The organism is Aquirufa nivalisilvae, from assembly GCF_003143535.1.
GTDB lineage: Bacteria > Bacteroidota > Bacteroidia > Cytophagales > Spirosomataceae > Aquirufa > Aquirufa nivalisilvae.
In genome coordinates this window covers 1,673,258-1,685,937 of record NZ_CP029346.1, presented here as the reverse complement: position 1 = coordinate 1,685,937, position 12,680 = coordinate 1,673,258, and the positions used below count along the sequence as shown (strand labels likewise).

Annotated in this window: 10 protein-coding genes; 9 read left to right on the top strand and 1 reads right to left on the bottom strand. The window is 37.1% G+C overall.

What is annotated here, in order from left to right; translation table 11 throughout:
- The first annotated feature begins 32 nt into the window (after positions 1-32).
- The 8 genes from HME7025_RS07450 to HME7025_RS07415 all read left to right on the top strand — a co-directional run bounded on the left by HME7025_RS07450 (position 33) and on the right by HME7025_RS07415 (position 9,519).
- Entirely contained in the window at positions 33-2,786 is a 2,754-nt protein-coding gene (locus tag HME7025_RS07450; RefSeq protein ID WP_154401946.1) for a hypothetical protein, read from the top strand.
- On the top strand, positions 2,753-3,868 hold the full coding sequence (locus HME7025_RS07445; RefSeq protein ID WP_161956224.1) for a tetratricopeptide repeat protein: 1,116 nt from the start codon (positions 2,753-2,755) through the stop codon (positions 3,866-3,868). Before HME7025_RS07450 ends, HME7025_RS07445 begins: the two co-directional genes overlap by 34 nt.
- 53 nt (positions 3,869-3,921) lie before the next feature.
- Positions 3,922-5,862, top strand: a complete 1,941-nt coding sequence (thrS, locus tag HME7025_RS07440; protein WP_109323030.1) for a threonine--tRNA ligase — start codon at positions 3,922-3,924, stop codon at positions 5,860-5,862.
- A gap of 117 nt (positions 5,863-5,979) precedes the next feature.
- Positions 5,980-6,540, top strand: a complete 561-nt coding sequence (gene infC / locus HME7025_RS07435) for a translation initiation factor IF-3 (protein WP_109323029.1) — start codon at positions 5,980-5,982, stop codon at positions 6,538-6,540.
- Positions 6,541-6,627: 87 nt separating this feature from the next.
- Entirely contained in the window at positions 6,628-6,822 is a 195-nt protein-coding gene (gene rpmI / locus HME7025_RS07430; RefSeq protein ID WP_109323028.1) for a 50S ribosomal protein L35, read from the top strand.
- An 82-nt stretch (positions 6,823-6,904) separates the two neighbouring features.
- Complete coding sequence (rplT, locus tag HME7025_RS07425; RefSeq protein ID WP_109323027.1) at positions 6,905-7,249, top strand: 50S ribosomal protein L20; 345 nt, start codon at positions 6,905-6,907, stop codon at positions 7,247-7,249.
- A 96-nt stretch (positions 7,250-7,345) separates the two neighbouring features.
- Positions 7,346-8,476, top strand: a complete 1,131-nt coding sequence (locus tag HME7025_RS07420) for a cysteine desulfurase family protein (RefSeq protein WP_109323026.1) — start codon at positions 7,346-7,348, stop codon at positions 8,474-8,476.
- Positions 8,473-9,519 (top strand): XdhC family protein, encoded by a 1,047-nt coding sequence (locus tag HME7025_RS07415; protein WP_161956223.1) that lies wholly within the window; start codon positions 8,473-8,475, stop codon positions 9,517-9,519. Before HME7025_RS07420 ends, HME7025_RS07415 begins: the two co-directional genes overlap by 4 nt.
- A 96-nt stretch (positions 9,520-9,615) precedes the next feature.
- Here the strand turns inward: HME7025_RS07415 and dnaK are convergent, their stop codons facing one another.
- Positions 9,616-11,505, bottom strand: coding sequence for a molecular chaperone DnaK (gene dnaK, locus HME7025_RS07410; RefSeq protein ID WP_109325042.1), 1,890 nt, complete (start codon positions 11,503-11,505; stop codon positions 9,616-9,618).
- Between the two features lie 171 nt (positions 11,506-11,676).
- Here dnaK and HME7025_RS07405 point away from each other — a divergent pair, with 171 nt between their 5' ends.
- Positions 11,677-12,678 carry a fatty acid desaturase gene (locus HME7025_RS07405; protein ID WP_109323024.1) on the top strand — a complete coding sequence of 334 codons (1,002 nt, stop codon included), beginning with the start codon at positions 11,677-11,679 and terminating at the stop codon, positions 12,676-12,678.
- Positions 12,679-12,680: the final 2 nt, after the last annotated feature.

The following is a 12,680-nucleotide window of genomic DNA, read 5'->3' as shown; positions in this document are numbered from 1 at the left end:
TCTTGTTGTATTTGGGCATTGCCCCAATGACTATGGCACAGTTAAATTATGCCTTATTAGATCAAAATCCAGCATCAGTTCAATGGAAACGCATTCAAGTTCCTAATCATGCCATTCAAATTATTTATCCTGAAGATGCTGATAGTTTAGCTCAATTAACAGCGTTTTACCTTGAAAAACATGTAAATCAAGTTGGAAAGACTCTACCCAGCAAACTGCATCCTTGGAAAATTGTATTACAAAACAAAGGGATATATTCTAATGGTTTTGTTAGTTTAAACGCCCCTAGGGCGGAGTTTTTCTCTATTCCCACGCAAAGTCCAGCTTTAGTGGGTACCAATGAATGGCTTGAAATGTTGGTGAGTCATGAAACTCGACATATGTTTCAAAATGAGTTGGGTCGACAAGGTTTAGCCAAGGTATTTAGAAGTTTATGGGGAAGTAATGGCCAAGCCTTATATTCCAATTTAATAGTCCCCAATTGGCTTTGGGAAGGAGATGCTGTGGAAACAGAAACAAAGTTAAATCCTATTGGCCGAAGTAAAATACCTGAGTTCTATTTGCCTCTTCACGCTTATTTATCGGAATTTGGTATTCCATCTTACGGAAAATTGATGGGGAAATCGTTCCGAGAGTTTGTCCCTAATCACTATGTATTTGGCCAGTATTTGAGTCAATATATTCGTCAAAAACAAGGTGAATTTACCATAGGTCAGATTTGGCAAAACGCCTTACAGCGCCCTTATCCTTTTGCATTTTCTTCGGTGGTAAAGCAAAGAACGGGATTGAGTATAGATCAGCTGAGTCAATTGGCTTTAAAGGAATTACGTGATTCTATTCAATTGAAACAGCAAGTTAACGCCGATAATGCGGTGCAAATTAGTCCCAAGGTTTCTAAAGGATATACTCCTTATGAATATCCTTGTTGGATTTCAGATAATGCATTTGTGGCAATTAAATCGGGATTTTCAAGTATTCCTGTGCTGGTAGAAGTTAGTCATGGGCAAGAAAAGGAGTTAACGAAGCTAGGACCAATAGCAGAAATGAATATGCTTTCTGCCTCACCCAACTGGATTGTATGGTCTGAAATCAAATTTGATGTTCGTTGGGGGCAAAAGCAAGGGACTCGTTTGGTATTATTTAATCGTGAAACAAAGGAAAAAACATTTTGGGATGGAGATGAAAAATGGATAAACCCTTCCATCAGTCAAGATGGAAAACAAGTATTAACCCTAGTCCAAAATAATTCAGGCTCATCTCATTTGTTATTATTGGATGTAGAAACCAGACAATTGATTAAAAAAATAGCGATTGCTTCTGGAGAACAGGTGCTTCATGCTCGATTGGCTGATCAGAACAGGATGGTGTTTGTTGTAAAAAGACAACATCAAAAATCCATCCGAGTGATGGATTTGGTACATTTCAATCAGTTGTATGAGATTGGATTAGGGGCTAATAATATAGGTGCACCTTACTTACAGGGAGATTATGTTTATTTCAATGAACCAGTTAATGGCATTGATCAAATTGTTCGCATTCATTTAAAAAATAAACAGCAACAAATCTTAACGCATTCGCAATTTGGAGCTTATTCTGCTCAGGCTTTTAATGATGAAAAGATCATATATCAATCCTACAGAGCCTCTGGTGATGCAATCATGCAGACAAATTTGAAGAATGAGGATTGGAAACCATTCGTTTCAGAAGCTTCACCAACGTACAATCACTTAGTGAATCCTAATTATGCTGCTCAAAAATATTCTAAATGGAATATTTTTAATGTGTATTCATGGGGACCATTAATAGCAGCTCAGGGAAATCAATTGGAAGTAAGTTTATTGTCTAAAAATATAACCAATACCTTTCAGGCTGGTTTGGGGTATCAATATGATCCCAATGAGCGTGCTGGTACTCAGTTTGCTCGCTTTTCTTACCAAGGATTATTTCCAGTATTTGATGCATCGTTTCAAAATAGTCAACGTAGTACAAGTTTATATATTGATAAAAGAGCACCATTTGATAGTTTGAGGACAGATAATTGGACGCAAACGAAAGGAGATTTGGGTATACGTTTACCTTTTAATTTGACACATTCAGCGTATTCAGAGTTTTTAACCATTTCGTCTACCTATTCTTTTTTTCAAGTCAGTGGTTATGATTTACCATTAAGATTTAAAAGTGAGGCATTTAATGGCATGTATTCATCCATGACGCACGCACTCTCCTATTCAAAATTGTTGAATAAGGCATATTGGGATGTTCAGTCACCTTGGGGATATCAAATTGGATTGCATTGGCAAGGAACCCCATTTAGTCAAAATTTGAATTCAGAAATTTGGTCTGCTCAACTAAAAGCATTTGTTCCTGGCCTATTTAAACACCATGGTATTTCCTTAAGAGGAGCCTACCAGCAGCAATCTAATGGAAACTATACATTTGCTAGTACATTAGCCTTGCCACGTGGATACACCACCGTGTTGTATAATCGATTGTATTCTTTTTCCGCAGACTATAAGTTTCCTATTGCCAATACAGATTTCAATGTAGGTAGATTATTGTATGTGAAGCGATTAAAAGGTAATTTGTTTTTTGATGCATCTCAAGGAGAAAATATACTAAAAGATGGAACTACCTCCACGACTTTCCAATCATTCGGTGTAGATTTGTCGTCTCAATTTCATTTGATGCGATTTTCTCAAACATTTGAAATCGGAGTTCGTTGTTTATATAAATCTCAAACCAAGCAAATCGAGTGGTATCCTTTGGTAATCGATATAGGTTTTTAATTTTTTCTTGGATTGGACTGCTTGGATTAAGCTTTTTTTTACTCTCCTGTGAAACGAATCAAGATTCAAAAGGCGAAAAAATACCTCCTTCTACCGCATTTTTGAAAGGTGAAGATCCACAGCGGGTGATTCAATACGTCAGTGCCATTTTAGAAGATAAACCATCTTCCTCCCTATATTATATACGTTCCAAGGCTTATTTTACTCAAAGAAAGTATCTGAAAGCCTATGAAGATATACAAAGGGCCTTACAGATAGAATCCGGTGATTTGGACTTTTTATTTCTGTCGGCACAAATCCATTACCATTTAGAAGAATATACCGACGCTTTAAAAGATGCGAAATCATTAGAAGAAGCGGGTTTTTCTGCCCCTGGTTTATGGATTTTACTAGCAGAAATATATGCCCAACAGAAGCAAACTAAAATGGCCAATTACTATTTGGCTAAAAGTCTAAAAGTAGGTTTATCACCCAAGGATAGAGCTTATGTTTATACATTGCGTAATTTATCTGTGGGCGATACTTTAGCATGGATGAAGTCTGTACGTGATAGTAGTAACATTTATCTATCTGAAACTCCCTTAGCTCGATTGTATTTTCAACATCAAGGTGTTCGAGTTCCTTTGATGATATATCAAGCTCAGCTATTAGCTGCAAGAAAAAAGTACCCCAATGACCCGCATTTACTTCGTTTTTGGGCTCGCTTTTTGGCCCAAATTCGACAAATTCCTAGAGCAGAAAAAGTATATGCCAGTGTGTTGGCTTCATTTTCTAACAATATTAGTTTATTCGCTGAGCTAGGTAACTTTTACTTTAAAAATCGAGATTATTATAAAGCAATCGCTTTTTATGATAAAGTGCCTAATGACAATGCATTTAGTTCTGAAGCCATGTTTACTAAGTCGATTTGTTGGCTTTATTTGGGAGAAAGGTTGAAAAGTATAGAGCTTTTGGATTCAGCTCAAAGATTATATCCTGCAGATGCTAGGTTTAAGAGTTTAAGGTATCGATTGATGAATCGAAATATTGATTCTACTCGAGCTCAAAGGGATAGTTTGTATACAGAGACACCTGAAAATTAAAATACGCTCCTAATATTCCTGCTTAATTTGTAAATTGCATAAAATTTGTACGAATGATAAAAATTACTTTTCCCGACGGAAATATCCGTGAGTATAATTCAGGTGTGACACCTATGGAAGTTGCCTTGTCAATTTCAGAAGGTTTAGCACGAAATGTGTTGGCTGCCAAAGTGGATGATCAAGTAGTAGATGCTTCTACTCCTATTCAATGTGATGCGCGTGTTCAATTATTGACCTGGAATGATACGGATGGGAAAAAGACATTTTGGCATTCATCTGCCCACTTAATGGCAGAAGCTATTGAAGCTTTGTACCCAGGTACAAAGTTTGGTATTGGTCCAGCCATTGAAAATGGATTTTATTACGATATAGATTTAGGAGGAAAGGAATTTGGTAGTGATCAGTTTAAGCAGATTGAAGACAAAATGCTCGAATTGGCTCGCCAAAAGAGTGAATATTTGAGAAAGCCAGTGGCCAAAGCAGATGCTATTGCCTATTTTCAGGAAAAAGATGATGAGTATAAATTAGAACTTTTAGAAGGTTTAGAAGATGGTTCTATTACTTTCTATACACAAGGAAACTTCACTGATTTGTGTCGTGGGCCTCATATTCCTCAAACTGGATTTATTAAATCTGTTAAGTTATTAAGCGTAGCGGGTGCATACTGGCGCGGAGATGAGAAGCGTAAGCAAATGACCCGTATATATGCCATCACTTTCCCTAAGGCGAAAGAATTGGAAGAGTATTTATTCCTATTAGAAGAAGCTAAACGCCGTGACCACCGCAAATTAGGCAAGGAATTAGAGCTTTTTGCATTTTCTGAAAAGGTAGGTTTAGGTTTGCCTTTGTGGCTGCCTAAAGGAACGATTCTTCGTGAAAGATTAGAGAATTTCTTACGTAGAGCTCAGGTTCGTGCAGGATATTCTCCAGTTGTGACTCCACACATAGGAAGTAAAGAATTGTATGTGACTTCAGGTCATTATGCCAAATACGGTAAAGATTCATTTCAACCAATCAATACTCCTGATGAAGGTGAAGAGTTCTTGTTGAAACCGATGAACTGTCCTCACCACTGTGAGATTTATAAAACTAAACCTCGTTCTTATAAAGATTTGCCATTGCGTTTAGCAGAGTTTGGTACGGTTTATCGTTATGAGCAATCAGGAGAATTACATGGCTTAACGCGTGTTAGAGGCTTTACTCAAGACGATGCGCACATATTTTGTCGTCCAGACCAAGTAGAGGATGAATTCATGAAAGTGATTGATTTGGTACTTTATGTATTCAAGGCGCTTGGTTTTAATGAATTTTCGGCCCAAGTTTCATTGAGAGATAAAACAGATCGGGAGAAATATATCGGTAGAGATGAGGATTGGGAAAAGGCAGAAGCAGCTATCATTAAGTCGGCAGAAGAAAAAGGCCTACCTTATGTGGTGGAATATGGCGAAGCCGCATTCTATGGTCCCAAATTAGATTTTATGGTTCGTGATGCTTTGGGTAGAAAATGGCAATTAGGGACTATTCAAGTAGATTATCAATTACCTCAGCGTTTTGAATTAGAATATACAGGTTCAGATAACCAAAAGCATCGTCCTGTTATGATTCACCGGGCGCCATTTGGCTCTTTGGAGCGTTTTGTGGCTATTTTGATTGAAAATACGGCAGGTAATTTCCCATTGTGGTTATCTCCGGATCAATTGGCAGTCTTACCTATTTCCGAGAAATACGAAGATTATGCCAATGAGATTTATTTACGTTTACAAGAGCGTGATTTAAGAGGATATGTAGATCACCGTGATGAGAAGATAGGTCGTAAAATCCGAGATGCTGAAGTTTCAAAAGTTCCCTTCATGATTATTGTGGGAGAAAAAGAACAGGCAGAAGGATTGATCAGTATTCGTAAAAAGGGTCAAGGAGATTTAGGTTCGATGACTTTGGATGCTTTTATGGCTATTGCTCAGGAAGAAATTCAACAATTGACTCAGGATAGATAGATTTATTGGCGATTATCAATTGCTTGAAACTCTTTTGTTTGCAAATGCGTTAAAATTGATATAGCTTTCGAATTGAATACGAGAATTAACAATAATTATTAAACGAAATTTTACTTTATGGCTTTACGCCCCAATAACAATTACCGAGGAAACAAACGAGAAGAGGAGCCTTACAGAATCAATAATTTAATTCGAGGGGTTGCAGAAGTGCGATTAGTAGGAGAAAATATTGAGCAAGGTGTTTATGAGTTTTCTAAAGCGCTAGCGATAGCTGAGTCTCAAAGTTTAGATTTGGTTGAAATCTCTCCTAATGCCGTTCCTCCTGTTTGTAAGGTCATTGATTATGCTAAATTCAAGTATGATCAAAAGAAAAAGCAAAAAGAAATCAAAGCTAATGCTACGAAAACGGTTATTAAAGAGATCCGTTTCGGTCCTAATACCGACGAGCATGATTTTAATTTTAAGTTAAAACACGCAGTTAACTTCTTAAAAGAAGGCGCTAAGGTAAAGGCTTATGTTCACTTTGTTGGACGTACCATTGTTTTCAAAGAGCGTGGCGAAATGTTATTATTGAATTTCGCTAAAGGCTTAGAAGAGTTTGGCAAACCAGATGACATGCCGAAATTAGAAGGTAAGCGTATGAGCATTATCTTCTCTCCTAAAGCTGCTAAGAAATAATTTCAATTTTTTTTTAATCAAAACAGGGAATTAAGGGGTATTTTTTATACTTTTGCATTCCCAATTTTAAATTTAATTTTTACAATAATGCCAAAAATTAAAACCAACTCTGGAGCAAAGAAACGTTTCAAAGTAACTGGAACTGGTAAAATCAAGCGTAAACACGCTTTTCATAGCCATATCCTTACTAAAAAAACGACTAAGCAGAAGCGTAACCTAGTTCACGCTACTTTAGTTTCTCCATCTGATATGGACCGTGTAAACTTAATGTTAGGTCTTTAATATCAATTTAAGTTATTGTTCAACCAGAAATAAGGCCTAAAGTACTGTAAGAAGTCGCCTCAATTTCAAAAAACAAATTTCTATGCCACGTAGTGTCAACCATGTAGCTTCTAGAGCTCGCAGAAAAAAAATCTTAAAATTAGCCAAAGGCTTTTATGGTCGCGGAAAAAACGTTTGGACCGTAGCCAAAAACAAAGTTGAGAAAGGTTTGCAATATGCATACCGTGATCGCAAAGTAAAGAAAAGAGATTTCAGAGGATTGTGGATTCAGCGTATCAATGCTGCTGCTCGTCAAGAAGGAATGTCTTATTCAGCTTTCATGGGCAAATTCAACAAATCAGGAATGACTTTAAACCGTAAGGTGCTTGCTGATTTAGCGATGAACCATCCAGAAGCGTTCAAAGCAGTAGTTAATAAATTAGGTTAATCCTTATTTAAATACTTAGTAAGAAAGTCCCAAAGAAATTTGGGACTTTTTTCATGCCCTTCATGTATCTTTGTTATACATCCACCAGCTAATAAATTGAATCGTCCCATTTATTTAGATTATGCTGCCACCACTCCTGTTTCCGCAGAAGTTATGGATGCTATGATTCCTTATTTTAGTTTGCATTTTGGTAATTCAGGCTCAAATCAGCATATGTTTGGTTGGGAAGCAGCTGATGCTGTAGATCAAGCCCGAAAAAGCATTGCCTCCTATTTTTCTCTTAAACCATCCTCTATCCTATTTACTTCTGGAGCTACAGAGTCTACTAATTTAGCCATTTTGGGTTTGCTAGAGCATCAAAGCCCTGGGCACATTATTTCTTCTGTATTAGAGCATAAAGCAGTGTTAGAGCCTTTAGCTTTTTTAGCTTCTAAAGGCTGGGATATTACTTACCTTAAGCCCAATGAATTAGGTGAAATAAATATAGATCAAATAAAAGCTGCACAAAAGTCGAATACCCAATTCGTATCTATCATGTGGGTTAATAATGAAATTGGGACAATTAATGATATTTCTACTATTGCTCAATGGTGTAGTAATGAAGGAATAAGTTGTCATAGTGATGCCACACAAGCCTTGGGTAAATTGGATATATCTCAAGCTTATTTACCTGATTTATTGAGTTTTTCTGGACATAAAATTTTTGGTCCTAAAGGAATAGGAGCTTTAGTTCTTAAAGATGGAATTCGTTTGCATCCAAGACAATGGGGAGGATCCCAAGAAAGAGGCTTACGTGCCGGTACTTTGCCTGTTCCTTTGATTGTAGGACTTGCCAAAGCAGTAGAAGGTATTCCACAGCTTTTGACATATTTACCTCAAATACAAGCAATCAAGCAAGAGTTTGAAAAAGCTCTTACTGCGTCCCTTGGAGAATCAATGATATTAAATTCTGTTTCTGAAAATCAGATTCCAAATATCCTTAATTTTTCCATTCAGGGGATTGACTGGGAAAGGCTTTTTAGATCGATGCCCCAATTAGCCATTTCCAATGGTTCTGCTTGCAATTCTAAATCCACATTTCCTTCCCATGTAATTAAGGCTTTGGGTAGAGATGATGATACTGCATTGTCTACAGTACGTATATCATTGGCACATACTTATTTGAAAGAGGATCATGAATGGGTTATCAATTACCTCGTTCAAAGTTTCCAAAAACTACTACCATGAAAGATTGGATTCAAATAGTTAATCGACTAGAGCAATTATTATCAGAGAATACTGAGTTAGCCTTAGCCACAGTGGTACATGTGGATGGTTCGGCATATCGAAGGCCCGGTGCCCGAATGCTGGTTACAGGAGATGGAAGTTGGTGGGGTGCTATAAGTGGAGGATGTCTAGAGGGAGATATGTTGAAAAAAGCACAAATGGCTATGATGACTCAACAAATCAAACTAGTGACTTATGATACTAGAGAAGACGATCCTTTTCAATTAGGTGTAGGACTGGGTTGTCAAGGCTTAATTGATATCATTATCGACCCTATTCGTTCTCATTTGGAAGCTTTTTGTTTGGCTATGAAACAGGCTATATCTTCCTATGAACCCGGGGTTTTATGTAGTAATTGGGATGAAAAAGACTTGACTTCTTTTCAGTTTATGTATGTTCCGCAGTCGGATATTCATTCCTATGATGCCGATAAAAAAGAAATTTTAGTTCAAAAAACTGCACATTATCGCTTACTAGAAGGTAAATCTTCTTTGTTGGAATACATCCCTCCCATGCCTCGTATTTGGATAATGGGGAATCAATTTGATGCTATGGCTTTAATTCACCAAGTTAATTTGTTAGCTTGGGAAATACATTGGGTGGGTAATGTTCAAAAAATGAATCCCCTTGGTAAAAAATTGGTCAATCAAGTTTATGATTGGGAAATGGATTATCAAATTCTTCCTGATGATGCTATCGTCATGATGACTCATGATTTTGATCGGGATGTATTTTTAATGAAGAAATTAAGTTCATTAGAACACTTTGCTTTTTGGGGGATTTTAGGCCCACAAAAACGTATGGATAAATTACAAGGGCATTTAAAAGATGAAGGAATCGATATATCAGTGCTTAGAAAAAAAATATCCAGCCCTATTGGCCTTGATGTGGGAGCAGAAGGTCCAGAAGAAATAGCTATTTCAATTATTTCCGAAATAATTGCGCAAAAAAATAAACGAGATGGTCAGCCTCTAAAATTCAGGGAGAAGCCTATTCATGTATAATAAGACTGTTTAAAGGTGTATTTCTAACTCCTTTTAAAAACAAAAAACTCCCAGCGTATCTGCTGGGAGTTTAAATAAACCTCTAAACCTATTTAACTATTTTACTTCCTCGAAAGCTACATCTTCTGCTTCACTAGCACCATTGGCAGTGGCATCAGCTGTATTTTCTGTCGCACCTGCAGTTTCACCAGCAGCGTACATTTCTTGGGAAGCGGCAGTCCAAGCTGTATTAAGTTTTTCCAAGCCTGCATCAATAGCGGCTACATCTTGGGAAGCATGAGCTGTTTTTAATTCAGCTAAAGCACCTTCAATGGCTGATTTGTTTCCTTCGGAAAGCTTCTCTCCATATTCTTTCAATTGCTTTTCAGATTGGAAAATTAAAGCATCAGCTTGGTTGATTTTCTCAACACGCTCTTTCTCAATTTTATCGTTCGCTTCGTTGGCCTTTGCCTCGTTGCGCATTTTTTCAATTTCAGCATCTGTTAAACCGCTGGAAGCTTCGATACGGATTTTTTGTTCCTTACCTGTTCCTTTGTCTTTAGCAGATACGTGTAAGATACCGTTGGCATCAATGTCAAAAGTAACTTCAATTTGAGGTACTCCACGTTGTGCTGGTGGCAAACCATCTAAATGGAAGCGTCCTAATGAACGGTTATCCTTCGCCATTGGTCTCTCTCCTTGCAATACATTTAACTCAACAGAAGGTTGGTTATCAGCTGCTGTAGAGAATACCTCTGACTTCTTAGTTGGGATGGTTGTATTCGCTTCAATTAACTTGGTGAACACACCACCCATCGTTTCAATACCTAAAGATAATGGAGTCACGTCAAGTAACAAAACATCTTTTACTTCTCCTGTTAAAACTCCACCTTGAATAGCAGCTCCTAAAGCCACTACTTCGTCTGGATTCACTCCTTTAGAAGGTTTCTTTTCGAAGAATTTTTCTACTTCTTCTTGAATTCTAGGAATACGAGTAGAACCACCTACTAAAATAACCTCATCAATATCAGAATTCGAGTATCCTGCATTTTTCATGGCTCTTTTGCATGGCTCCAAAGTACGTTGAATCAAATTATCAGCTAGTTGCTCAAATTTAGCGCGTGTTAAATTGCGAACTAAGTGCTTAGGAATACCATTTACCGGCATAATATAAGGCAAATTGATTTCAGTGGAAGCACCAGAGCTTAATTCAATTTTAGCTTTTTCAGCAGCTTCTTTTAAACGCTGAAGAGCCATTGGATCCTTACGCAGGTCGATGTTTTCATCTGAAATAAATTCTTGAGCCAACCAATCAATGATTACTTGGTCAAAATCATCTCCACCTAAGTGAGTATCACCATCAGTAGATTTTACTTCAAATACTCCATCACCTAATTCTAAGATAGATACGTCAAATGTTCCACCACCTAAGTCGAACACAGCAATTTTCATATCCTTACCTTGCTTGTCAACACCATAAGCTAAAGCAGCGGCTGTTGGCTCATTGATGATACGTTTCACTTCTAAACCAGCAATTTGACCTGCTTCTTTAGTAGCTTGACGTTCAGCATCGTTGAAGTAAGCTGGTACAGTTATAACAGCTTCGGTTACAGTTTGTCCCAAATAATCTTCTGCAGTTTGTTTCATCTTGGTTAAGATTTGTGCAGAAATTTCTTGTGGAGTATATAAACGATCACCTATGCGAACACGAGGAGTATCATTATTACCTTTTTCAACTTGGTATGAAATAGTTTTTAATTCAGAACTAACATCACTATATTTTTTACCCATAAATCTTTTAACAGATGATATGGTATTTTGAGGGTTGGTAATCGCTTGTCTTTTGGCAGGATCCCCTACTTTACGCTCACCATTCTCTAAAAACGCTACAATTGAGGGAGTTGTCCTTCTTCCTTCTGAGTTAGCAATAACAACTGCCTCATTTCCTTCCATTACGGCCACACATGAGTTGGTGGTACCTAGGTCAATTCCAATAATTTTTCCCATGATTATTATTTTATTTTTTCCTCCCATGTAACAAGGAATATGCCATGAGAGTCGTTTTAATTAAATGCTGACATATTGTCACATACTGTCCCCGGAATAATAAAATTCAATAAATTTCGTCAGTAAATAGGCATATATGTTATCTTTGTGAATAAGAAAATATGTTCAATTATGTCTGAATTTAATGACTTTACGTGGGTAGAAGGTTCAGAGCCTCATCGTCAACGTACAAGAGAAATCATCAAGAAACACCCCGAAGTAAAAAAACTTATTGGAAAAAATCCAAATACCATTTGGTGGATTTTAGCATGTGTAGGTTTACAAATTACCCTAGCTTATTTTTTAAAGGATTCTCCCTGGTGGCTAATTGTCGCTGTAGCTTGGTTTGTGGGAGCCTTCCCTACTCACACTTTATTTGTTTGTATCCATGAGACTGCCCACAATTTAGTATTTAAAAAGAATTCATGGAATGTGTTTGCTGGGATTATAGCTAACTTCCCCTCCTTATTCCCTACTGCCATTTCTTTTAAAAACTACCACTTAAAGCATCATGCTTTTCAAGGAGTACATGAATTGGATGCAGATTTACCTGATTATTGGGAAGCAAAATTGATCAACAACTATTTCATAGGTAAAGCAATCTGGCTGCTACTTTTTCCTTTCTTTCAAGCTATCCGTACTATTCGTTGTATCGAATTAGCCGTTTTTGATCGTTGGGTAATTATGAATATCATAGCTCAATTCGCTTTTGATGCATTGATTGTGTATTTATGGGGCTGGCCAGCATTGGCTTACATGGGTTTGAGTTTCATGTTTTCAGTGGGTCTACATCCACTTGGCGCTCGTTGGATTCAAGAGCATTATTTAGTTTTAGATAAAAATCAAGAAACGTATAGTTACTATGGTGGATTGAATGGAATCAACATGAACGTGGGTTACCACAATGAGCACCACGATATGCCTTCTATTCCATGGAATAATCTTCCCAAGTTAAAAGCAGCAGCTCCTGAATACTATGACAATTTAAAATATCATACATCATTTGTCAAATTGTTCTTTACTTTCCTATTCTCTCAAGAAGTGGGATTATATTCAAGAATAGCTCGCAAAGAGCGTGGTGGCGTTGTTTTAACGGATGTTTCTACACCTGATATCGATTTAGCTAAAGATTAATT

What these genes read in the sequence shown, in the direction of transcription:
- HME7025_RS07405 (WP_109323024.1), top strand. Translation starts at nt 11,677, where the DNA reads ATGTCTGAATTTAATGACTTTACGTGGGTAGAAGGTTCAGAGCCTCAT.
- rpmI (WP_109323028.1), top strand. Translation starts at nt 6,628, where the DNA reads ATGCCAAAAATTAAAACCAACTCTGGAGCAAAGAAACGTTTCAAAGTA.
- HME7025_RS07450 (WP_154401946.1), top strand. Translation starts at nt 33, where the DNA reads ATGGCACAGTTAAATTATGCCTTATTAGATCAAAATCCAGCATCAGTT.
- infC (WP_109323029.1), top strand. Translation starts at nt 5,980, where the DNA reads ATGGCTTTACGCCCCAATAACAATTACCGAGGAAACAAACGAGAAGAG.
- rplT (WP_109323027.1), top strand. Translation starts at nt 6,905, where the DNA reads ATGCCACGTAGTGTCAACCATGTAGCTTCTAGAGCTCGCAGAAAAAAA.
- dnaK (WP_109325042.1), bottom strand. Translation starts at nt 11,505, where the DNA reads ATGGGAAAAATTATTGGAATTGACCTAGGTACCACCAACTCATGTGTG.
- HME7025_RS07415 (WP_161956223.1), top strand. Translation starts at nt 8,473, where the DNA reads ATGAAAGATTGGATTCAAATAGTTAATCGACTAGAGCAATTATTATCA.
- thrS (WP_109323030.1), top strand. Translation starts at nt 3,922, where the DNA reads ATGATAAAAATTACTTTTCCCGACGGAAATATCCGTGAGTATAATTCA.